The following is a 22581-nucleotide window of genomic DNA, read 5'->3' as shown; positions in this document are numbered from 1 at the left end:
CCGCAATCTCGTCGATGGACGCATCGGGTGACCTCAGCGATCGCAAAAAGGTCGGGAGAGCACGAGATCGGCGTCCACTCGGCGCAACCCGTCGAAACCCCAGGTGTTGACGCCCTCCAGGTCGACCTCGTCGTAGATGCGAACTGCAAGGTCGCGCAGCGAGCGGGCGAGCCGGGCGTACTCGAGGTGGGTGAGGTCGAGTCCCTCCGCGCCGTAGGCGCGCAGGAAGCGCACAGGGTCCGGCCGCCACCCGCAAACGCAAGCGGGCCGCGATCGCCTGGGCTAACGCTCTACTCTGCCTTTCGCCGTAAGAGTTCCGGCCGTCCGTACTTGACACGATGGATGCCGCTAACGCCAGGTCCCGTTCCCATTCACTTCGAGTCCCACAGCCATTGTTGGTGCCAACGGCTGTACCGCTGTTCCTCGAGGCCGTCAACGAAGCCTGAGCTCGGCCGTCACTGCTCGTTCACGCAGTTGGGCTGCCTCCGCTCGCACCGCCTCCAACTCGGCACGGAGGTCCATGATCCGCGCCTGCTCGAGCCGCAGTTCCAGACGTAGCTGATCCCGCTCCTCCGCCAGCGCGCCGCCCTGCTGCGCAGCCGCCACCGCGAGGTCCCGGTCGCGCTCGGCCGCCTTGACCGCCGCGTCCCGCTCCTTCCGGACTGCCGCGATCGTCAGGCCGCGCTCCCTTTCCACCGCCTGGATCCGCGCCTCGGCCTCGGCCGCCAGCCTGGCGTTCGCCTCTCCCGCCTGAGCCGCGCGCGCCTCGGCGGCCTCGGCACGCTCGACCGCCCGCCGCCGCTCGGCCTCCACACGCTCGGCGATGCGATCACGTTCGGCCTCCGCCGCCGCGGCCCGTGCCTGCGCTGCCGCGACGTCCCGCTCGGCTCGCTCCCGCGCCTTCGCGGCCTGGACAGCGTCTGCTCTGGCGGCGTCACGTTCCGCCCGTGCGGCCGTGACCGCTCGTTCCGCCTCTTCTTGGGCGTGCCGTACGGCGAGCTCGGCCCGCTCCACGTCCTGCTGAGACGCGCTGACCTGTGCCTTCGCTTCCTCCCGAGCCTTCTTGACCTGGGCCTTCGCCTCAGCGCGGGCCGTCTCGACCTGTGTCCGCGCTTCCTCCTGGGCCTCCGTGGCCCGCGTCTGCTCCTCGTGCACCATCGCCTCAGCCGCTTCTACGCGCTCGGCCAGTTCTCTGGCCGCCTGGTCGCGCGCCTGCTCGGCCTGCTCCGCCCGCTGTTCCGCCGCGGCCGCCGCCTGCCTGGCCACACGTTCGGTCGTCGCCGCCTCCCGCAACGCGGCCAGCGCCTGCTCACGCGCGGTCTCCGCGTCGGCCAGCGCCGTGTCGCGCTCGGCCTGCGCTTCCTCGGCCACCTGACGCATCTCCGCGGTCTGCTTGCGTGCGTGCTCGGCCGCTTCCCTTGCCAGCCGTACCTGCTCGAAGGCCTGCTCGCGCTCGGTCCGCGCGATGGCCACCCTGGTGTGCGCCTCGGCCTGCACGGCGCTCAGCTTCGCCTCCACACCCGCCGGGCTCAGCTCCTCGGCCAGCGCCCGTGCCAGCGGCTCGATAGCGGCCGCCAGCCCCGTCTCCATGCGTTCGTACAGCTGTTCGGCCCTGGCCAGCGCGCCTTCAAGACCGGGGGTGGCTCGGCGGAGCTCGCGTTCACGCTTGGCCGCCGTCTGGCAGTCGGTGCCCGCACAGTACGCCCGGGGACGGCCTCTCCCCTTGCGCTGCTCGATCGGCGCCCCACAGTGCACACAAGGCGTCACGACTGTTGTCTCCGCTGTCACGGAAACAGCTTAGCATTATTGATTTTCTAGAAAATATGAATCAGAAAATAAGATCTGTTGTGTTCCATGGTCGCGACGAAACTTGCGAGAAGTGCAGTTCCCGCAGGGAAGGGGCGGCCTACTCGACGCGTTGGGCCGCGACCTCGTCGACATGCGAGGGCCCCCACCTCGAGGCCCGGCGCTCGGGTCGCCGTCACCAGGGGCAAAGTAGCTCTGTGCAATCGTGGTTCGAATGGCTCGCAGTATGGAAAGCCAGTTTGAGACGGGGGCAATGTAACTGAGCGTTGCGTCTCAGGTCCGCTACGTCGCGATCACGGCTCGGGCATGCCGATCGGTAGTCGGGCGGTTACAAACCATGCTTCTCCTGCCCCTCCGTTGGAGATCGGGAGAAAGGGTGCGGGCGGGCATGCGACGTGACTGGGAGTTAGAGGACCTGATCGAGTGCTGGACGCTGGATGAGGAGGAGTTCGCGCCACTGGCGAACAAGTCCGGGGCGACGCGGCTCGGCTTCGGTCTGATGCTGAAGTTCTTCGAGCTGGAAGCGAGGTTCCCTCGCCGGGAGGACGTGCCTCGCCCGGCGGTGGAGTTCATGGCGGGGCAGGTGAAGGTCGACGCGCAGGCCCACCAGATGCTGCGCCGCTTCACCCGCGGTGGCCCCAAGCACCCCACCTACCGGGCGGTCGAGGAACTCGGCCGGGTGATCCGCACCATCTTCATCTGCGACTACCTCGCCGCCGAAGAACTGCGCCGCGAGATCCACGAAGGCCTGAACGTGGTGGAGAACTGGAACTCCGCCAACAAGGACCTCTTCTACGGAAAGGCCGGCGACCTGACCGGCGACGACCGCGAAAGCGTCGAAGTGTCCGCCCTCGCACTCCACCTGGTCCAGGCACCGCGATCGTCTACTTGAACACCCGCATGGTGCAGATCGTCCTGGCCGAACCGGCGTGGGCCAAGAAGCTCACCGATGCCGACCGGCGCGGCCTTTCGGCCCTGTTCTGGACCCATCTGAACCTGTACGGCAAGTTCGAGCTCGACATGAGCAAACGGCTTGACCTCGGTCCCGACCTGGACACCCCAGACCCCGCCAGCCCGGCCCGAGAGCCGGGTCCGGAGTTGGAGGCGGGCCAGGGCGCCTGACCACGCGAGCGGAGCCGCCACTGAGAAGAGGGCTGCAGCCGGGCCGTCTGCGTCGCTGGACGCGTTCACCGCTCGGGTAGATCGGCCAGCTCCTGGATCACCTTGGCCACGGTTGCGGTCTCGCTGGTCGTTTCGAGGATCCGCCGCGCCTCTTCCAAAGCCTGGCGTGCTTCCTCGAAGCGGCCAGTCTTGGTCAACGCGACTCCCAGGTTGCGGTGCGCACGCCCCAGGACCACGGCGATGGGGTGCGCGCTCAGCTCAGGCAGCGCTTGCTGGAAGGCGTCGATCGCCTCGTCCCATCGTTCCGTCTCGGCGTAGGCCCTTCCCATGTCGTGCAGCGTCACGCCGATGCTGTAGGCCACGATCGACGGATCGCCGCCGTAGCCGGGCTCCCGTAGGGTGGCCAGGCAAGCCCGGCCCTGCTCCAGCACCTCTTCCATCCGCCCCAGCCGGCCCAGCGACACCATGACGGTGGTCGCGGCCTGTGGGTAGCCCTCCGGGTCTCCAGCCCGGCGCAGAAGGTCTGCGCTCTGGCGGGCGTATTCCAGCGCGCTTTCCTGCCTGGTCGGCTCCAGCTGCTCGGCCCACGCGGCGTAGAGCAGGGCCCAGCCCTGCTGGCGTTCGTCGCCCGCGGCCCGCGCCAGCTCCACTGCCCGCAACGCGGCCGTCCGCCCCTCCGCTTCGCGGGCTTCGCAGAAGATCAGCGCCCACGACAGGTAGCCGAGGTGCACCGATTCCTGGAGCTGGTCGCCCATGGCCCGCGCTGCGTCGGAGGACAATTCGAAGATCTCGCGCCAGTGGCCCCAGGACATCCACTGGTCGGAGAACCAGTGCATGGATTCGGCCACTGCGACGACCGTCGCGTGCTCGCCCTGATGGGCCGCCGAGCGCAACGCCTCCAGCCAGGCCGTCCCTTCCTCCCGCAGCCAGTTGCCAGCCTCCTCCCGGCTGCCGAGCTCGATGAGGGAACGCCAGCCGGGAGGGGGCGCGCCGTACCCCGGCTCGAACCAGCGTCCCGCCACGACCGCCATGTCCAGCAGCCAGCTCTCCATGCGCCGTCGCGCGCCGTGCTGCGCCTCGATCGACTCCTCCTTGGCCAGCTGTGCGCGGGCGTACAGGCGGACCAGGTCGTGGAAGCGGTAGCGGGCGATGTACGGCGACTGCAGCAGGCCCAGCTCGACCAGCTCTTCCAGCGCGTCCTCGGCCTCCTCCGGCTCCGTCTCGCTCAAGATCGCGGTCAGCGCCACCCCGAAGTCCGGCGCCGCGGCGAGCGCCAGGCGACGGAAGACCAGGCGGGCCGTACCGGACAGCTGCTCGTAGGAGAGCGCGAACGCCGCGGCGACGGCCAGGTCGCCGGCCGCCAGGGACTCCAGCCGTCGTTCCTCGTCGTCCAGCCGTCCGGCCAGCTGGCTGGGCGTCCACCCGGGCCGGCTCTGCAGGCGGTTGCCGACGATGCGCACGGCCAGCGGCAGACGGCCGGAGAGCTCGGCCAGCCTGGCCAGGCCGGTCGCGTCCGACCCGGAACGTTCCTCGCCCACGATCGCGCGCAGCAGGCCGACCGTCTCCTCGCCGGACAGCGGAGCCAGCGGGATCTGCCGCACGCCCTCCAGCCCGGCGAGGGTCCTGCGGCTGGTGACGATGGCCATCGCGGCGCCGTCCGGCGGCAGCAGCGGGCGGACCTGGCTCTCGTGGGCGACGTTGTCGAGGACGATCAGGCAGCTGCGCTCGCGCAGCAGCACCCGGTAGTGCCCCGCCCGCTCCTCCTCCTCGCCCGGGATCGCGTTCTCCGGGACGCCGAGAGCCTTGAGCAGCCGCGACAACGCCACCGCGGGAGGCAGGGGCGTGGCGTCCATGCCGCGCAGGTCGAGGTAGTAGCGGCCGTCGGGGAACAGGCCGGCCAGCTGCCCGGCGGCGTGCACGGCCAGGGCAGTCTTGCCGATGCCGCCGGTGCCGGAGACGGTGGCGATGCTCGCGGCCGGGGCGCCGGCCTGCTCGGCCAGCCGGCGCAACTGGAGCAGTTCGGCGGCTCGTCCAGTGAAGTCGCCCACGCCGCGCGGCAGCTCGCACGAACCCGGCGCGGGACCCGTCGGCCTCGGACGGCCCGCCTTCGCGGCGTCGGTCAGCGCCGTCCGCCGCTCGCCGTCGAGCTTGAGCGCGTCGGCCAGAGCATCCACCGTGCGCCGTTGCGGGCCGCGGCTGTGGCCGCGCTCCATGTCGCTGATCGCCCGCGCGCTCACGCCCGACACAGCGGAAAGCTCTTCGAGCGTCAGCTCTGCCTCTTGCCGCAGCCGCCGTAAGAGCAGACCGAACTCACTGACCATGCATCCTCCCCACTGACGATGAATCTACGGCTTGCGCCAGTTGTGGATCAACGTGTCCGGATCGTGGATCCGCGCTACTTCTGCATGCGGTTCTGCATGGTCGCCCCACGGCCACGCGACTTGGATGAAGACCACAAAGCCCACGTCAACCAAGGAATCCGACATGCCTTACGTGACCACCAGCGACGGAGCCTCGATCTTCTACAAGGACTGGGGAACCGGCGGCTCGCCGGTCCTGCTCAGCCACGGCTGGCCGCTCAACTCCGACGCCTGGGAAGCGGCCGCCCTTTTCCTCGCCGAGCACGGGCACCGCGCCATCGCCCACGACCGGCGCGGGCACGGCCGCTCGGCGCAGACCTGGCACGGCAACGAGATGGACACCTACGCCGACGACCTGGCCTGCCTGATCGAGCAGCTCGACCTGCGCGACCTCACCTTGGTCGGGCACTCGACCGGGGGCGGGGAGGTAGCCCACTACCTCGGCCGGCACGGCAGCGACCGCGTCTCGAAGCTGGTGCTGGTGTCGGCCGTGCCGCCGCTGATGCTGCGCAGCGAGGACAACCCCGAGGGCCTGCCGATCGAGGTCTTCGACGCGATCCGCGCGGGCGAGGTCGCGAACCGGTCGCAGCTCTACCGTGACCTGGCCGACGGCCCGTTCTTCGGGCACAACCGCAGGCAGGACGTCCCTCAGGGCTTCCGGGACGCGTTCTGGCTGCAGAGCATGGCGTGCGGGCACCGGGGCGCGTACGAGTGCATCGCGGCCTTCTCCGCCACCGACTTCCGGCCGGACCTGGCCAAGATCGACGTTCCCACCCTGGTCATTCACGGTGACGACGACCAGATCGTGCCGTTCGAGGTCGGGGGCAAGCGATCGGCCGAAATGATCAACGGCGCTGTCCTGAAGGTGTACGAGGGCAGCGGGCACGCCCTGCCCGACACCGACCGCGACCGCCTGCACGCCGACCTGCTCGCCTTCGTGAACTCCTGAGGAGCATTGCGTGACCCTCCTACGCCGGGCCGGCCGCCTGCTGGGCGCCCTCGTCACGAGCTGTGCCCTGATCCTCGGACTGGGCGGAGCGACCGTCTCCGCCTCCGCGGCCCCCGCCAAGCCGACCGTGGTCCTGGTGCACGGGGCGTTCGCCGACGCCTCGGGCTTCAACCAGGTCATCGGCCTGCTGCAGCGGGCTGGATTCCCCGTCATCGCCCCGGCCAACCCGCTCAGGGACACCGCCGGTGACGCCGCCTACATCTCCAGCGTCCTCGACACCATCACCGGGCCGGTCATCCTCGCCGCCCACTCCTACGGCGGCATCGTCATCACCAACGCCGCCCGCGGGCACGACAATGTCAAAGCCCTGGTCTACCTCGGCGCCTTCGCACCCGACGAGGGCGAGAGCGCGCTGCAACTGGCCCAGCAATTCCCCGGCAGCGAACTCGGCACAGCCCTGATCACGCGGAAGTACCCGGTGCCGGGCCGTACCGAACTCGGGACCGACGGCTACATCGACCCCGCCAAGTTCAGGGCGGTGTTCGCCGCCGACCTGCCCGAGTCCACCACCCGGCTGATGGCCGCCACCCAGCGGCCCGGCAGCGTCGAAGGACTCTCAGGACCCAGCGGTGTGCCCGCCTGGAAGACCATCCCGTCCTGGTACCTCATCCCGGCCCAGGACAAGGTCATCCCGGCCGCCGCCCAGCGCTTCATGGCCAAGCGCGCCGGTAGCAAGGTCACCGAGATCAACTCCTCGCACGTCGTCATGATGTCGCACCCCGCCGCCGCTGCGGCCGTCATCCTCGCCGCCTACGCCGCCACCCGCTAGGAGCAGCCGATGAAACCCGACACGATCGTCCTGATCCACGGCTTCTGGGTCACCCCGCGCAGCTGGGAGAACTGGATCGCCCACTACGAGGCCAAAGGGTTCCGGGTGCTCGCCCCCGCCTACCCCGGCTTCGAGGTCGAGGTCGAAGCCCTCAACGCCGACCCCACGCCCATCGAGCGGGTCACCGTCCCGCAGATCATCGCCTCCCTGGAGAAGCTCGTCAGCGGCCTGGAGCGGCCGCCGATCCTCATGGGACACTCCGCCGGCGGCGTGTTCACCCAGATCCTGCTCGACCACGGGTACGGCACGGCCGGCGTGGCGATCAACTCCGCCCCGACCGAGGGGGTGAAGGTCATCCCGCTCTCGCAGGTCAAGGCCACCTTCCCGATGCTCAGGAACCCGGCCAACCGGCACAAGGCGGTCGGCCTGGACTACGAGCACTGGCGCTACGCCTTCACCAACACCTTCCCCGAGGGCGAGGCGCGGGCCGCCTACGAGCGCTACCACATCCCGGCCTCCGGGCACATCTTCTGGGGGAGCGCGCTGGCCAACATCCACCCCGGCAAGGACGACACCTACGTCGACTACCACAACAACGACCGCAAGCCGCTGCTGTTCATCTCCGGTGAGCACGACAACCTCATGCCGCCGAAGATCCAGCGCTCCAACGCCAAGCACTACAAGGCGCCGGACACGATCACCGAAGTGGTCGAGTTCCCCGGCCGCTCCCACCTGATCCCCGCCCAGCAGGGCTGGGACGAGGTCGCCGACCACGCCCTGAACTGGGCGCTCAGGCACGCCGGCTAAGGCGAGCAGGTCCGGCGTGACGGCACAGCCACGCCGGACCTCACTCCCCGGTGAAAGCCCACGACAAGGCACGGACATGACACAGCTGAACCTGCACTGGGCCGAGTCGGCGGCGTGCGGCGCCCAGGATCCGGACGTGTTCTTCCCGCTGGACTGGAAGACCGTCCCGGCGGCACAGACCGCAGAAATCCGCCGGATCTGCACCTCCTGCCCCGTCAGGCTCCCGTGCCTGGAATGGGCGGTGACCACAGGCGAACCGGACGGCATGTGGGCCGCAACCACCCCGGCCGACCGCCGCCGCATGCGGGCCGCCCAAAGGCCGGCATCTCCCTCAGCGCACCCACCCACACGGGCCCGTTCACAGAGCTGACCTCACGGGAACCGCTCTGCAGAGGAGGCGATGAACCTCGTTCCAGGCGGCACCCTCCTCCCCCCACCATCGCCGCCGCCAACGGCTTGCGGGCCCTGACCGGCACCACACCACACAAGGAAGCGGTCACGTGACGAACGTCCACTTCACCCATATCGGCGGGCCGACCGTGCTCATCGAGTTCGGCGGCTGGCACCTGCTCACCGATCCCACCTTCGACGCTCCCGGGCAGACCTACTCCTTCGGGTGGGGCACCTCCTCACGCAAACTCACCGGACCAGCCGTGAGCGCCGCCGATCTGCCACCCATCGACGCCATCCTGCTCACCCACGTCCACCACGGCGACAACCTCGACCACGGCGGTCGAGCCCTGCTGCCGGGCGCGGGAACCGTCGTGACCACCCCGTCGGGAGCGCGGTCGCTCCCAGTGAAGGCTCGCGGCCTGCTCGCCGGCGAATCGACCCGCCTGGAAGCGCCCGGCCGCCCGCCCATCGACATCCTGGCCACACCCTGCCGGCACGGGCCGCCGCTGAGCCGCCCGATCACCGGCGAGGTGATCGGATTCGCCCTGACCTGGCCAGGCCAGGCCCACGGCCCGCTCTGGATCACCGGCGACACCGTCGACCATCGGGCGCTGCGCCGGGCCGCCGCCGCGATCCGGCCCAGCACGGTGCTGCTCCATCTGGGCGGCGTCGGCTTCCCGCTGACCGGGCCGTTGCGGTACAGCATGACCGGGCGCCAGGCCGTACGGCTGTGCCGGACCTTTACCCCGCGCACGGTGCTGCCGGTCCATTACGAGGGCTGGGCGCACTTCCGGCAGGGCCGCGACGGCGTCGAGCGCGACCTGGCACGAGCTCCGGAACAGATCAGGGGCCTGTTCCGGTGGCTCCCGCGAGGTGCGGCGGCACAGTTCCAGATCTGACCTCTTCGGGTTGAGCGGGCGTCGGGCTCCTGCTCAACCCGAAGCCGTTGGCGTGAGCCGACGAACTGGGGGTGTCAGGTCGGCGTGCCCTCGTTGTCTGCGAGGATGCGGTAGACGCTGGCTACGGAGGGGTTGCTGCCTTTGTTCTTGCCAGTGGGGATGATCAGCTTGGACGCGATGTCGGGCACCGCCACACCGCGTTCGCGTAGCGTTCGCGCGTAGGCGATCATGTCGTCGTCGAAGACCTTGGGGCGGCCTCCGTGGCGGCCGCGCTCGCGGGCCGAGGCCTGGCCCTCCAGCGATTTCTCGCGCACGTACTCGCGCTCGGACTCGGCCATGCCGGCGAAGAAGGCGAACAGTGCGGCGCCGTGCCCGGACGGGTTGTAGATGCCTTGCAGCGGGCCGGTGAGCAGCTCCAGTTCGATGTCGTGGTGGCGTAGGTCTTCGGCGATGGTGAGCAGTTCGGCGGCGCCGTGTCCGAGGCGTTTCATCTCGTGCACGGTGAGGATCACGCGCTGGTGCGGGACGGCTTGCTTGATGGTGCGGGCGTACTGCTGCGCCTTGGCGAATTCGGGCCGTACCTTGATCCGGGTGCTGATCTTCTCGGAGAAGACCGGGTCGCATCCGGCGTCGGCCAGGGCGTCTAGCTGACTCTGGAGTTCCTGCTGGGCGGTGCTGCAGCGGGCGTAGCCGACGCGGGCCGGCTTCGTGGCGGCTTGCGGCGCCGGGGCGTGGATCGCCGGGCCTGCCGCCCAGCTGCGGCCGGGGCCGCGATCGGCCGGAGTGCGTACCTCGAGTTCGGCGCGTAGCTGGGGCGCCAGGGTGAAGCGCGAGGTGTGGTGCTTCGGGGCGACCTTGCCGCCCCGGGTCCGGCAGGGGCTGCCCGCCGCAGCGGCGCACATCGGGCAGGCGAAGGCTTCGACGGCGGCGGCCGCCGACCCGAGAAGGGGCCCTCGACATCGAGGGTGTGTGCGACCCGACCCATCCGGCCTGACGAACGGCCCGGTGTCAGCGGCTTCACCGCTCAGAAATCCTCCGCCACGTCGTCTGTTCTGGTGTCCCCTCGCCACCTGCGGAAGGATTGACGACCATGACCGACGCCAGACTGCTAGGCGACGACGAAGCCGCGTTCATCGCGGCGGCCCGCTCACATGACGCAGCACAGTTCGCGCTCATCACGGAGCGCTACCGGCGTGAGCTGCAGGTGCACTGCTACCGGATGCTCGCGAACTACGAGGACGCCCAGGACATGACGCAGGAGACGTTCCTGCGGGCGTGGAACAAGCGGGAGTCGTTCAAGGGCCACGCTGCGCTGCGGACCTGGCTGTACCGGATTGCGACGAACGCCTGCCTCGACTTCCTGGACAAGCGCAACGACCGCACACCCGTGCCTGCCGAGCTGCCGGGAGCGGGCTCGGAAGTGCACTACCTGCAGCCCTACCCGGACCGGATGCTCCCGGAGGACCCGCAGGAATCGGTGGTGGCGCGGGAGACGATCGAGCTGGCGTTCATCGTCGCCGTCCAGCACCTGCCGCCGCGGCAGCGGGCGGTGTTCATCGTGCGCGACGTCCTCGGCTGGCCGGCGTCGAAGGCCGCCGACGCCCTCGAGCTGACCGTCGCATCGGTGACCAGCGCATTGCAGCGGGCGCGCGTGACGATGCGCGAGCAGCTGCCCGACCGCCGCCTCGACTGGCGGCGCCCAGCCACGCACGAGCTGTCGGATGACGAGCGCGACGTGGTGAAGTCGTACATCGACGCCCATGAGCGCAACGACCTCGACGGGCTGATGGCCCTGCTGCGCGACGACCTGCGCTTCGCGATGCTGCCCGACCCGGGCACCTTGATCGTCACGGCCAAGGACGCGGTGGACGGCTGGGTCTCCAGTGGGCTCTTCCAGTACGGCTACGACGACTGGCGCTGCATCGCCACGACGGTCAACCGCATGCCTGCCGCCGCGCTGTACCTCCGCACCCCCGACGACCCGGAATACCGTTTGTTCACCATCGCGGTCCTGCACATCGTCGACGGGAAGATCGCCGAGCTCACCGGATTCGACGCCACCGACAAACCATGGCTGGGCCTGCCCGCGACGCTGTGATCAGGCAAGTCCCCATCGTCGACGAGTCCTGCGCACGGGCCGGCCTTACCGAAGTCACCGCGGAATGAGCACCCCGACCAGCTGAACACCAACGCGGCAACGCGAACACCACCGCCCCGCCGGCGTTGCCGGCGGGGCATCTTCATGCCCGAAGAACATCGTCACGATCAACGGCGCCGTCGTCCTCATCTTCAGCGAGTCGGTCAACAACTCACTCGGAACGCAAGGAAGCGCCGGGAGAAGGTTCCCTCATCGCCGCGTCTCGTATCGGGTCAGCATCACGCCGCCGGGAAATGTCCGCGTCTCGACCAGGTTCAGGTTCACCCAGCTGTCCAGCGCGGTGAAGAACGGCGTGCCGCCGCCCACCAGGACCGGCACGGTGACCAGCGCGTACTCGTCGATCAGCCCGGCCCGCATGGCCGCCCCGGCGAGCGTCGCGCCGCCGATGTCCATCGGGCCGCCGTCCTCGGCCTTGAGCCGGGCGATCTCGGCGACCGCGTCGCCGGTGACCAGGCGGGTGTTCCAGTCGACCTTGTCGATCGTCGATGAGAACACCACCTTCGGCATGTCCCGCCAGAGGCGCGCGAACTCGATCTCCGCCGGGGTGGCGTTGGGCCGCTGGTCGCCGGTCGGCCAGTGGGAGCTCATCGCCTCCCACAGCTTGCGCCCGTACAGCGACAGATCGCTCGCCCGCATCTGGTCATACCACCACTGGAACAGCTCGGCGCTCGGCGATGAGTCCGGCCCCTCTCCCCCACCCCAGCCGATGTCGTCGCCGGTCGCGGCGATGTAGCCGTCCAGGGTCACGTTCATGCCGAAGATCAGTTTCCGCATCCTGCCAGCCTCCTGTGAGTCGATCTCACACGTACAGACGGGCGCGGCGCGGAAACCTAATCGGTGCGCGATCTGCGTCCGCGGGTAGTACTCGCGTTCCTGACTCAGCACCCGGCGTACTCGGCGGGCTCGAGCAACCACCGACCGGATCTCGATTTCACCCTCGCGAACGCCTGGTCACACAGCTCACAGCGCCGGGGCCTCTCACCGCGCTGGAGATCGCCAAGCAGTTCCCGAGCTGGGCATCTCGCTCGGCGACCAGCGGCCGCAAGATCCGCGAGTACCTACCTCTCTACCAGCGCCGACGCATGTGCCCAAGGCCTGGACCGAGGCGATCACCGATGCCGCCAGCGGCCGGATCGAGCGCATCCCGCACGAGTTGTGCGTGCTGATCGTGTTGCGTGAGGCTTTGCGCCGCCGGGAGGTCTACGTTGAGGGCGCGGGCCGCTGGCGCAACCTAGATGAGGACCTGCCCGGCGGACAACCGCGACGTGCACTACGCCGCGCTGGCCAGAAGGAGAACTGGAACGGCGCCAACGACAAGATCTTCTACGGCAAGGAAAGGCGTGCTCACCGGCCCCGACCGCGAACACGCCGAGGTCTCCATGCTGGCGCTGCACCTGCTGCAGTCCTGCCTGGTCTACGTCAACACCCTGCTGCTGCAGGCGGTGCTGGCCGACCCGGCCTGGGCCGAGCGGCTCACGGCAGAGGACCGGCGCGGCCTATCGCCGCTGTTCTGGTCGCACATCAACTCCTAGGGCTGCTTCCACCTCGACATGGCCAAGCGTCTGGACCTGTCCGGCGTCGCCTGAAAGCAGCTTCTGGTCCTCCTGTCCCCCGTCACCGCCCGAGCGCCCGCCACCACGACCCTTTGACGGCTTTGCCGCGGTAGACGACGTCGTGACGGCGCGCCGCCACCCACGCGGTGACGGCCTGCTCAACCTTGTCGCGCGGGCGCCTCGTCGTAGGCACCGCCGAAGCTGCGGCTCTCCCAGAGCCATCTGTCCCCGCCGGGATGGGCGGTCAGGCCCCCGTTGCCGGTCCCGGTGACGAACTGGGACAGGTAGCCGCCGTCCTTGGCAGCCTGTCGAGGACCGCCAGCTCGCCACCAGGGTTGAGCGTCACACGCAGGCCGGGATCGACCGGGCCGTCACGTGGCTGAGGGCGCGTGCGTGTGCCGTACCCGACATGTCTGTCGTGATCATGACCCGTCGGACGCGTGCAGGATGAAGGCCAGCACATCGGCGAGCAGTGCCTGCTCCTGGTCTCTGGTCGAGCCGGCGCCATGCCAGCCGTGCTCCTCGACGCGCATCAGCACCGGCCGGCCGGAGGCCGTGGCTGCCTGCAGGCGAGCAGCCAGCTTCGCCGGCTGCCACGGCGGCACCCGCGCGTCGCGCAGGCCGGCGGTCAGCAGCACCGCCGGGTACGGCACGCCGTCGTGAACCCGCAGGTAGGCGTCGATGATCAGAAGGGCACGCAGGCCCTCCTCGGTGGTGATGCTGCCGAACTCGGGCACGTTAATCGGCCCGCTCTCGGTGAACTCGTTGCGCGTGGCGTTCACCGTCGGCACGTGCATCGCCATGGCCGCCCACAGATCGGGGCGGCGCACCAGCGCGCCGCCGGTGGGGATGCCGCCGCTGCTGGCGCCCTCGGCGGCCAGCCGTCCCGGGCGGGTGTAGCCGAGGGCGATAAGATGTTCGGCGCAGTCGATGAAGTCCGTGATGGTGGCCTCCTTGCGCTCGCCGCGCCCGGCCTCGTGCCATTCGCGGCCGTAGGTGCCGCCGCCGCGCAGGTGCGCGACGGCGTAGACGCCGCCGCGCTCGTACCAGGCGAGCATCTCGGGACGGAACTCCGGCAGGTCGATGAACCCGTGGGAGCCGTAGCCGGTGAGCACGGTCGGGTTGTCGCCGTCCAGCTCCAGGTCCTTGTGGTGGATGACGGTGAGCGGGATCGGCGTCCCGTCCTGCGCGGGCGCGTACAGGGTGCGGGCGTGCACGTCGCCGAAGTCCACCGGTGAGCGGGGCGCCAGCCCGGTGTCCTGGAGGGACTGGCCGTCGTAGCGGTAGAGCCGTGGCGCGTCGGTCCAGCCGGCCACCAGCAGCAGGGCTTCGGGCCGCGCCGGGTGGGTGGTCCACTCCAGGATGGCGCCGTCCACTGGCATCGGGAGGTCGGCGGGCTCGCCGCCGGACAGGGGCGCGTGCCGTATCCGGCTGACGCCGCCGTCGAGATCGCGCACCAGCAGCCGGTCGCCCACCACCCGCACCGTCTCCACCGCCCGCTCACCCGCGGGCACGACCACCCGGGCTCGGGACAGATCGGGTGCGGCAAGCGGAACGGCCAGCACGCGGGAGCGCGGCGCGTCCCGGTGGGAGACCAGGTAGAGGGTGTCGTGGCTGGTGGCGAAGGCGGTCACGCCGTCCGCTGCGCCCGCGACCGTCCGCCACGGGCAGGCGTCCGGGTCGGCCAGCCCGGCGCGCGGCGCCACGTATATCGTGCAGTCGCTCAGCTGCTCGCTGGTCCAGGGCCAGGGACTGAGCGCGCCGTGGGAGATGATCGCCAGCATCCACTCGCCGTGCGGCGGCACCACCAGGAAGGGCCGGTCCTGCGGGGTCAGCTCGATGTGGGGATTGAGTCCGCGGGCCAGCACCACCGTGTCCTGCGCCGGGTCGGCGCCCAGCTGATGCAGGAAGGAGCGGCTGTCCAAGCGGTTCTGCTCCACGTAGCGGTGATAGACGAACGACCGGCTGCCCTCCAGCCAGCTCAGGAAGGCGAAACGCGTCGTGGGCGGGATCGTCTCCCGGAGGACTCCGGAGTCGGCGTCGATCACGTGGATGGAGCTGTCCTCCGACCCGGAGTCGGAGACGGCGCAGGCGACGTGGCGGCCGTCGGGGGAGGGCACGTACCAGTCGATGGCGTGGTGCCCGTCGCCGGGCACCGTGCCGGGGTCGAACAGGACCCTGCTCGCTCCGTCGGCCTCGGTCACCGTCAGCACCGGCACGCGGGCGTCCGGCTCGCGCACCAGGGCGAAGACCTTGTCGGCTGCCATCGCGAGGCCGAAGTACTGCGTGAGCGCGCTGCCCAGTTCGCGCATCCGGGTCAGCAGGCCGGCGCGGTGCGGCAGGGCGTCCAGGTGCTCGCGGGCGTGCCTGGCCTGGCCGTCCAGCCAGTGCTGGATCTCCTCGCCTTCGGTTTCCATCCACCGGTAGGGGTCCTCGAGTGTGCTGCCGTGGAGGGTCTCGCGCACGACGTCCACCCGGGCGATCGGGGGTTCGGTGATGTCGCTCATATGCGCATGATCATATGCCGGAGATCCAGTGACTTATCGGACATTGGATCGCGCGCCCCTCCGCCGGGCTCGCCTGACTGCCTGGCTGCGGAGGGGATGTCGCACTCGCCAACCTCTCAACAAACGGCCGTCGACGGTTATTGAAGGGGTTTTTGACGGCCCCAGCGCCGCTTCCGAGGTCGATTTCATGATCTACAAAAAACGCTGCGAGTTACTTTGCCCTCGCCGTAGCTTCGGGAGCACTGGGCCCTTTTGTATGAAACGCGCGGATGCCTGCGCCGATGCACCCCGCGGTGCTCTTCCGCCGTCTCCCGGTCGCCACTCGGAGGCTAACCCTCCTCGCAGGCCGACCCTGGCGCCAGAGCACCGCGGTAGATGCTGCCTCCAGCCTTCCGATGGTCAGTCGCTGCTGGCCGTTCCGATCTTTCTCACGGACCTTTTCGGTTGCTCAGGCGACATCAGTTGGCGGGCTTGCCGAACCAGCGGGAGAGATGGTCGTCCAGGTCCTGCTGATCGTCGCCGATCCAGGCGACGTGGCCGTCAGGGCGTAGCAGGACGCACGGGACATCCAGTTCCGCAGTGTGATCCGCGAGGTAATCGACCCGGTCTGACCAGCCGCCGACGGTCAGACGTTCGGTGCGGTCCAGCAGCAGGCCGCGGCCGCGGTGCAGCAGACCGTAGAGGTGGCCCTGTTTCACGTCGATGTCGGGCAGGCGGCGGCCGAGCAGGTCGGGGCCTTCGCCGAAGTCGTAGCGGATGCCGATCGCGGTGATCTTCTCGATCAGATGGCGGTTCACCTCGTCGAAGTCCATCAGTTCGGTGAGCAGCCTGCGTACGGCCTGCGGGCCCGGTTCGGTGGACAGCAGTTCCATCTGGGCGCGGGTGTTGTCCAGCACGTCCTCGGCGACCGGATGACGTTCGGCCTGGTAGGTGTCCAGCAGTGTTTCCGGGGCCCAGCCGCGGATCTGTGCGGCCAGTTTCCAGCCGAGGTTGAATGCGTCCTGAACGCCCAGATTGAGGCCCTGTCCGCCGATGGGTGGATGGATGTGTGCCGCATCGCCGGCCAGTAGCACCCGCCCGACCCGATAACGTTCGGCCAGCCGGGTGGCATCCCCGAAGCGGGACATCCAGCGCGGGGAGTGCACGCCGAAATCGGTTCCGGCGATGGTGCGCAACTGTTGTTTGAAATCCTCGAGGGTGGGCGGTTCCGCGCGATCGCCGACTCCCGCGGCGGGGACTACGACGCTGTAGACCCCTTCGCCGAAGGGCCGAAGCCACAATCGCTGATGGGTCTCGCGGATTTCGGTCACCTTGGCGGCGATCTCCTCGTGCGGCACATCCACTTCCATCTCGCCCATCAGCGTGTCGGTCCGCGAGGGCTCGCCGGGGAAGCCGACACCGAGCAGTTTGCGCACCGTACTGCGCGCGCCGTCACAGCCGACGAGAAAGCGTGAACGCAGCTGTTCCCCGTCGGCCAGTTCGACGGTCACACCCTCGTCGTCCTGCTCGAAACCGGCCACCGCACAACCGCGCCGGACCTGCGTACCCAGTTCGATCGCGTGTTCTTCAAGCAGACGTTCGATGACCGGCTGCGGGATACCCAGCAGATAGGCGTACGCGGAATCCAGGCTCTCGGGCGCGGGTTTGTTGATGGCGGCGAAGAAGCCACCGGCCGGACGCTGTCTTCCATGCTGGAGAATGCGCTCCAGCAGTCCGCGCATCGCCATCAGCTCGAGACTGCGGATATGCAGACCGACTATGCGGACGAACGACGCAGGTTCGGTTTCCTTCTCCAGAACGAGTACCCGCACATCGTGCAGCCGCAGTTCGGCGGCCAGCATCGCACCGGTCGGCCCGCACCCGGCAATGATCACATCGAACATGAGGGGCGCGCGATCGGCGCCGGAGGCCGGCGACCAGAGGACTCCGGGGACGTCGCCCACCGTGGAGTCACGCTCGACCCTGTCGTTCGACGACAGCTCGGCGGTGAATTGCGAAGAGTGCATAGGTGTTGCCTTTCGGGAGTGCCTTGGTGGCGAGGCGCTCCCGGCGACACCTACCTCAATCGCCCGACCGTGACGGGAAGGGGGAGCACCCACATCGATACAGCGTTCATGGGTCTCACCTCCTCGGGCGGCGTCACGATCAACTGCAAGCTACAAGCCCGAGCATCATCCCGTCCAATCCTTTCCCAGCCACGTGATCACGACTCCAAACGGGCTCGTGCGCCTGCAGGGCGAATCCGGCGTGGCGGCCCGGCTGGTCCCGGTCACGGTAGACGGTCTGATCCTGGCTGCCCCCATCCCGCCCCCCGGACGCGATGATCGAGCGAACAGGACGACGGCGGCCTGGCCCTGATGGTCAGGCTGCGAGGTCGAGGCGGCGGCCCATGTCGATGTCGATGGTGCCGTAGAGGTTGGCCTTGGACCAGAACAGCGGCGACCATCTGGTCGTACTGCTGGGCGATGATCTCCCCAACGGTCACGACCCGCAAGCGCGATCTCTCACTCGGCTACCTGACAGCTGGGGTTCGGGAGCGGAGGGCCTTTGAGGCGGGGAGTTCACGGATGCCGGTGGCGGAGTGCTCGTTGCTCGGCGGCGTCGAGTGCGGGTGTGAGGGGTGCGAGCGTGGTGCGAAGGAGATCCGGGAGCGAACTGGACGGCACGACGAGTCCGCTGGTTGTGGAGGACGCGGCAGTCGTCTGCAGCCATTGCTCGAGCGCCACGCGAACGGCGGCGGCCACGCTCGCGGCGAGCACACGGGCGGTGTGCGGGTCGGTGTCGCCGAGGCGTTCGGCGATCGCGTCGGTGAGGGGATGTTCGATCGCGGTGGTGGTTTCGACGAACGCGTCGCGCAGCGCGGGGCGGGTGGTGATCAGCAGCAGCGCGTCCCGGCCGGGCTCGCCTGGGGCGGTGTACTGATCCACGATCGCCTCGACGACGGCGTCCGCGAGGCCGACGCCATCGGGCCGGTCGGCCACTGCCGCCGCGACCCGCGCTTCCCGTTCGCTGGTGACGGCGGCGACGATCGCCTGTTCCCGGCTGGAGAAGTAGTTGTTGTACGTCCTCGGCGAGACGCCGGCGGCCTCGGCGATGTCATCGACGCGCACGTTGTCCGGTCCACGCTCAAGAGCCAGCCGCAGTGCCGCCGCGCTCAATGCCTCTCGGGTGGCCTGCTTCTTCTGCTCGCGCAACCCCGTTCGTCGTGTCGTCACGGTGTCAGCATAACGTGGGTGCGTGCACGCAAATTTGCGTGCACGCACTTTTTAGGCCTAACCTGGCGGCCTCACTCCGTCAGGAAGGACCCAGAACGATGAGGGCCAAGGGCATCAGCTACGACACCGGCTTCGTCAAGAACGGAGCGATCTCCCGGAAGCACTTCGACCCGGACGAGGTCAAGCGCGAGTTGCGCATCATCCGCGACGACCTGCACTGCACCGCGGTCCGTGTCATGGGCGGTGACGCCGATCGGATCGAGCTGGCGGCGGCACACGCCGCCGAGCTGGGCCTTGAGGTCTGGTTCTCCCCCTATCCCCTCGAACTGACAGCCGATGAGATGTTGTCGCTGTTCGCGGACTGTGCCGAACGCGCGGAGCGGCTGAGGCGGCGGGGAGCCGAGGTGGTGTTCGTCACCGGTGCCGAGCTGAGCCTGATGAATCCGGGATTCCTGCCCGGAGACAGCACCGACGAGCGGGTCGCGTCGCTGAGACAGCCGGATCGCGTGCGGGAGCAGATCGGCGAGGTCAGCGCACGTGTCAACAAATTCCTCGGCACAGCCGTGGCACTGGTCCGCGAGCGCTTCGGCGGCAGGGTGACCTACGCCTCCGTGCCGCTTGAGCGCGTCGACTGGGCGCTCTTCGACATCATGTCCGTGGATCTGTATCGGTCGGCCGAGATCGCCGACCGTTTCGCCGAAGGCGTCAGTGGCCTGGTCGCGCAGGGCAAGCCGGTCGCGATCACCGAGTTCGGCGCGGCCTGCTACCAGGGTGCCGGTGACAGGGGCGCTCTCGGTCTGGAGATCGTCGAGTACGACGAAGCCGGCCCTGTCCGGTTGAACGGTGAGTACGCCCGGGACGAGGACGGGCAGGCCAGGCATGTGCGTGAGCTGCTGGAGGCATTCGACGCCGGCGGCGTCGACAGCACGTTCGTGTTCACCTTCGCGCTGTACGACCATGTGCACCACCCCGACGGCGCTCCCCGCGACGACCTGGACCTGGCCAGTTACGGCATCGTCAAGGTCTACGAGGACCGGCTCGGAACCGCCTACCCCGACATGCCCTGGGAACCCAAGGCCGCCTTCACCACCCTCGCTGAGTACTACCGCGGCTGACCACGTCCCAAAGACCGCAACCCGGAGCGAGCCGCACCGGCACCGCCCACGGCCCTGCGCTTCAGCGCTCCATCCGTCCCGTCCCCTTCCGTACGAATCAAGGAGAACACGTGATCACAGATGTCGTCATCGCCGGCGGCGGCCCGAACGGGCTGATGCTGGCCTGCGAACTGAGCCTGGCAGGGGCCCGGCCGGTCGTGCTGGAGCGGCTGATCGAGCCCAGCGAGGAACCGAAAGCGAACGGATTGCTCGGCCAAGTGGTGAAAATGCTCGACCACCGGGGGCTGCATGAACGTCTCAGTGGCAGCCCACAACCTCCGCAGCCGAACTCCGGCTACTTCATGTTCGGCGCGATGGGCCTGGACCTGAGCCTGCTGCAGGACAGCCCTGTCTATGCCCTGCCGGTGCCGCAGCGACGCATAGTGCAGGTCCTGCAGGAGCGCGCCATCGAACTCGGCGTGGAGATCCGGCGAGGACACGAGGTCGTCGGCCTGTCGCAGGACGACGACGCGGTGACCATCGACGTCGCGAGCCCGGGCGAGACCTACCAATTGCGGGCCCGGTACCTCGTCGGCGCGGATGGAGCACACAGCACCACGCGCAAGCTCTCCGGCATCACATTCCCCGGCATCACCTACGACCGGATGACCGTCCGCTCAGCGCACGCGACGGTCCCGGCGGACTGGGTCGATCCCGCGACCGGTGCGCTGAACGTGCCCGGCCACGGCGCTGTTCTGCCGTTCCTGCCCCACCGCACCGAACACGGAGGGTTCTCCTACGCGCCGATGCCCGGCCACCCACCGCTGGTCAGCACCACAGAGTGGGACCGGCCCGAGACCGACGCCCCAATGAGCCTCGACGAGTTGCGGGCGAGCATCCGCCGCGTGCTCGGCGTCGACGTGCCGCTCGGTCCACCCGACGGCGCGGGGCCGCACGTGCTGCGCCGGCTGACCGGCGGGAACACCCGAATCGCCGAACGGTTCGCCGACGGCCGAGTGTTCCTGATCGGTGACGCCGCGCACGTGTACGCCGCCACGGGAGGTGGTCCAGGGCTCAACCTCGGCCTGCAGGACGCGGTCAATCTCGGCTGGAAACTCGCCGCCGAGATCCGGGGAAGCGCCCCCTCCGGACTGCTGAACAGCTACGAGACAGAGCGGCGATCGGCCGCCCAGCGCATGGTGCTGAACGCGCAGGCACAGGCGGCCCTGATCGCCCCAGGCGGCGATGTCACCGGACTGCGCGAGGTGTTCACCGAACTGCTCCGCGACCCGGACACCGTGCAGCGCCTGGCCGAACTCACCGCGGGCGCCGACGTCCGCTACGACATGGGCGAACGCGAGGCGCACCCTTTGACCGGCCGGTTCGCCCCGAACATGGAGCTGCACACCCCGACCGGGCCGGTCCGGCTGGCCGAGCTGACCAGAACCGCACGCCCTCTACTGCTCGACCTGACCGAAGACGCATCCCTGGCGGAGACACTTGCCCCACGGCACGACCAGGTCGAAATCGTCACGGCGCGCTCCCAGACCCCCGCGCCCACCGCCCTGCTCCTTCGACCGGACTGCTACGTGGCCTGGGCATCTGCATCACCCCGGCCCGATCCCATGGAGATCGAAAAACTCCGGGCAGCCTTGCAGCGGTGGTTCGGAGTCGTCGCACCCGCCCACACCTGAAGTCGTACGCGCTGACTCGGGCACGTACGTGGGCAGTCCCACGTTCGTTCTCCTGCTCACACAGACCGAGCCGTGAGCTCGGTGGCGGTCCGCGCCGTGCGCGGGCCACCACGCCCACGCCTCCTCCACCTGGCGGCGCAGGGCCAGTCAGTGCGTCAGCCCCAGCTCGCGCAGTTGCGCCGGCCGCAGCGGCCGCCATCCGCTGGTGTCGAGCTTGACGTGGCAGCGGCCGGCCAGGGGCGCACCGACCTGCTCACCCGTGGACAGACCCGCCGCGACCTGCGCCTTTCACGGCGACTCGAAGCCGTGTCAGCGCGATGTCAGGTCCGTGTTAGGTCGTGGGGCCACCATTCTCGGCATGGATACAGCAATGCAGCCCCCGGCCGACACCCAAGGCGCCCAGCCGAGAGGCTTCGTCGCGAAGCTCCTCGCCGACCGTCACTCCGTCCCGTTCTCCATCGCACTGCATCTGGTGCCCGGCGCGGTCATCGTCGCCGTGTACGCGTTCATCGCCGCTCCCCTGGTCCGGGCGATAGGCTTCCCGATCTTCCTGGCCTGGGCCATCGCCCTCGCGGTTGTGCTCTTCCCGCTCCAGCTGTTCCTGCTGTGGCTGGGCAAGAAGCAGACCGGCCGCTTCACGATGAAGGGCGTCGTCCACTACCGCGACAAGCCGGTCTCGCGCGGCAAGGTCTTCTGGCTCGGGGCCGCGTGCCTCGTGTGGATGACCGTGGTCTCGCTCTCGCTGACCCCGCTGGACAACATCGTCTACGACTGGTTCTTCACCTGGGTGGACTACCAGGGCGCCGGCCCCGACGGCACCGCCTACCTCCAGGGCTACTCGCAGGAGCTCGTGCTCACCACGCTGCTCATCTGCGCACCGTTCACCGGCTTCACCCTGCCCCTGCTCGAGGAGTACTACTTCCGCGGCTTCCTGCTGCCCCGCCTCCCGCAGCTCGGCAAGTGGGCCCCGTTCTTCAACACCTTCTTCTTCTCGGTGTACCACTTCTGGGCCCCTTGGACGGTCCTGTCGAAGCTCGTCTTCCTCTACCCGGGCGTCTGGCTCGCCTGGAAGAAGCAGGACATCCGCATCTCGATCGCCATGCACCCCGGCTCGGCGCTGCTGATGACCGTGGTCGGCGTCATCGCCCTCGCCTCCGGCGCCTACTCGATGTAAGACCGCCCGAAACGAGGGGCG

The 22581-nt window shown here is 69.2% G+C and carries 21 protein-coding genes; 12 read left to right on the top strand and 9 right to left on the bottom strand.

The window, feature by feature from the left end; all coding sequences use genetic code 11:
• Positions 1-33: 33 nt before the first annotated feature.
• Both ACWENQ_RS41905 and ACWENQ_RS41900 read right to left on the bottom strand, forming a co-directional pair.
• Positions 34-234 carry a hypothetical protein gene (locus ACWENQ_RS41905; protein ID WP_452419286.1) on the bottom strand — a complete coding sequence of 67 codons (201 nt, stop codon included), beginning with the start codon at positions 232-234 and terminating at the stop codon, positions 34-36.
• A gap of 198 nt (positions 235-432) precedes the next feature.
• Positions 433-1788 (bottom strand): hypothetical protein, encoded by a 1356-nt coding sequence (locus ACWENQ_RS41900; protein WP_452419285.1) that lies wholly within the window; start codon positions 1786-1788, stop codon positions 433-435.
• Between the two features lie 406 nt (positions 1789-2194).
• Between ACWENQ_RS41900 and ACWENQ_RS41895 the strand changes: the two genes are divergently transcribed.
• Complete coding sequence (locus ACWENQ_RS41895) at positions 2195-2698, top strand: Tn3 family transposase (RefSeq protein WP_452419284.1); 504 nt, start codon at positions 2195-2197, stop codon at positions 2696-2698.
• Positions 2695-2928 carry a hypothetical protein gene (locus ACWENQ_RS41890; RefSeq protein WP_452419283.1) on the top strand — a complete coding sequence of 78 codons (234 nt, stop codon included), beginning with the start codon at positions 2695-2697 and terminating at the stop codon, positions 2926-2928. The genes ACWENQ_RS41895 and ACWENQ_RS41890 overlap by 4 nt, the downstream gene beginning before the upstream one ends.
• Positions 2929-2993: 65 nt before the next feature.
• Here ACWENQ_RS41890 and ACWENQ_RS41885 read toward each other — a convergent pair whose 3' ends face one another.
• On the bottom strand, positions 2994-5249 hold the full coding sequence (locus ACWENQ_RS41885) for a helix-turn-helix domain-containing protein (RefSeq protein WP_452419282.1): 2256 nt from the start codon (positions 5247-5249) through the stop codon (positions 2994-2996).
• A 163-nt stretch (positions 5250-5412) separates the two neighbouring features.
• Between ACWENQ_RS41885 and ACWENQ_RS41880 the strand changes: the two genes are divergently transcribed.
• The 5 genes from ACWENQ_RS41880 to ACWENQ_RS41860 all read left to right on the top strand — a co-directional run bounded on the left by ACWENQ_RS41880 (position 5413) and on the right by ACWENQ_RS41860 (position 9165).
• Positions 5413-6237 carry an alpha/beta fold hydrolase gene (locus tag ACWENQ_RS41880; protein ID WP_452419281.1) on the top strand — a complete coding sequence of 275 codons (825 nt, stop codon included), beginning with the start codon at positions 5413-5415 and terminating at the stop codon, positions 6235-6237.
• 10 nt (positions 6238-6247) lie between these two features.
• On the top strand, positions 6248-7066 hold the full coding sequence (locus ACWENQ_RS41875) for an alpha/beta fold hydrolase (RefSeq protein ID WP_452419280.1): 819 nt from the start codon (positions 6248-6250) through the stop codon (positions 7064-7066).
• Positions 7067-7075: 9 nt separating this feature from the next.
• Complete coding sequence (locus ACWENQ_RS41870; RefSeq protein WP_452419279.1) at positions 7076-7873, top strand: alpha/beta hydrolase; 798 nt, start codon at positions 7076-7078, stop codon at positions 7871-7873.
• 76 nt (positions 7874-7949) lie between these two features.
• A complete protein-coding gene (locus ACWENQ_RS41865; protein WP_449923081.1) occupies positions 7950-8243 on the top strand; it encodes a WhiB family transcriptional regulator in 294 nt (97 codons plus the stop codon).
• Positions 8244-8373: 130 nt separating this feature from the next.
• Complete coding sequence (locus ACWENQ_RS41860) at positions 8374-9165, top strand: MBL fold metallo-hydrolase (RefSeq protein WP_452419278.1); 792 nt, start codon at positions 8374-8376, stop codon at positions 9163-9165.
• A 74-nt stretch (positions 9166-9239) separates the two neighbouring features.
• Here the strand turns inward: ACWENQ_RS41860 and ACWENQ_RS41855 are convergent, their stop codons facing one another.
• Complete coding sequence (locus ACWENQ_RS41855) at positions 9240-10235, bottom strand: recombinase family protein (RefSeq protein WP_452419277.1); 996 nt, start codon at positions 10233-10235, stop codon at positions 9240-9242.
• Positions 10236-10255: 20 nt separating this feature from the next.
• Between ACWENQ_RS41855 and ACWENQ_RS41850 the strand changes: the two genes are divergently transcribed.
• Positions 10256-11263: an RNA polymerase subunit sigma-70 gene (locus tag ACWENQ_RS41850; RefSeq protein ID WP_452419276.1), complete on the top strand. Its 1008-nt coding sequence runs from the start codon at positions 10256-10258 to the stop codon at positions 11261-11263.
• Positions 11264-11512: 249 nt separating this feature from the next.
• On the opposite strand, the gene ACWENQ_RS41845 is transcribed toward ACWENQ_RS41850, so the two are convergent.
• On the bottom strand, positions 11513-12097 hold the full coding sequence (locus tag ACWENQ_RS41845) for a dihydrofolate reductase family protein (protein WP_449923090.1): 585 nt from the start codon (positions 12095-12097) through the stop codon (positions 11513-11515).
• Between the two features lie 566 nt (positions 12098-12663).
• Between ACWENQ_RS41845 and ACWENQ_RS41840 the strand changes: the two genes are divergently transcribed.
• Positions 12664-12855 (top strand): Tn3 family transposase, encoded by a 192-nt coding sequence (locus ACWENQ_RS41840; protein ID WP_452419275.1) that lies wholly within the window; start codon positions 12664-12666, stop codon positions 12853-12855.
• 179 nt (positions 12856-13034) lie between these two features.
• On the opposite strand, the gene ACWENQ_RS41835 is transcribed toward ACWENQ_RS41840, so the two are convergent.
• The 4 genes from ACWENQ_RS41835 to ACWENQ_RS41820 form a co-directional block, all read right to left on the bottom strand.
• Positions 13035-13124, bottom strand: coding sequence for a hypothetical protein (locus ACWENQ_RS41835; RefSeq protein WP_452419312.1), 90 nt, complete (start codon positions 13122-13124; stop codon positions 13035-13037).
• A gap of 174 nt (positions 13125-13298) precedes the next feature.
• Entirely contained in the window at positions 13299-15383 is a 2085-nt protein-coding gene (locus tag ACWENQ_RS41830) for a prolyl oligopeptidase family serine peptidase (protein WP_452419274.1), read from the bottom strand.
• A gap of 458 nt (positions 15384-15841) precedes the next feature.
• Positions 15842-17266: a rifampin monooxygenase gene (rox, locus tag ACWENQ_RS41825; RefSeq protein WP_452419311.1), complete on the bottom strand. Its 1425-nt coding sequence runs from the start codon at positions 17264-17266 to the stop codon at positions 15842-15844.
• 678 nt (positions 17267-17944) lie between these two features.
• Positions 17945-18577, bottom strand: coding sequence for a TetR/AcrR family transcriptional regulator (locus ACWENQ_RS41820; RefSeq protein ID WP_452419273.1), 633 nt, complete (start codon positions 18575-18577; stop codon positions 17945-17947).
• Positions 18578-18696: 119 nt separating this feature from the next.
• Here ACWENQ_RS41820 and ACWENQ_RS41815 point away from each other — a divergent pair, with 119 nt between their 5' ends.
• The 3 genes from ACWENQ_RS41815 (at position 18697) to ACWENQ_RS41805 (ending at position 22560) form a co-directional block, all read left to right on the top strand.
• The gene (locus tag ACWENQ_RS41815) at positions 18697-19713 is read left to right on the top strand and encodes a hypothetical protein (protein ID WP_452419272.1); all 1017 of its coding nucleotides are present in this window, start codon (positions 18697-18699) and stop codon (positions 19711-19713) included.
• A gap of 110 nt (positions 19714-19823) precedes the next feature.
• Complete coding sequence (locus tag ACWENQ_RS41810) at positions 19824-21386, top strand: FAD-dependent oxidoreductase (protein ID WP_452419271.1); 1563 nt, start codon at positions 19824-19826, stop codon at positions 21384-21386.
• Positions 21387-21744: 358 nt separating this feature from the next.
• Positions 21745-22560 (top strand): CPBP family glutamic-type intramembrane protease, encoded by an 816-nt coding sequence (locus tag ACWENQ_RS41805; RefSeq protein ID WP_452419270.1) that lies wholly within the window; start codon positions 21745-21747, stop codon positions 22558-22560.
• Positions 22561-22581 lie beyond the last annotated feature (21 nt).

Source organism: Nonomuraea sp. NPDC004354, from assembly GCF_053602555.1.
Note: the sequence above shows the minus strand (reverse complement) of the source record. Positions and strands in the feature narration are given on the sequence as shown.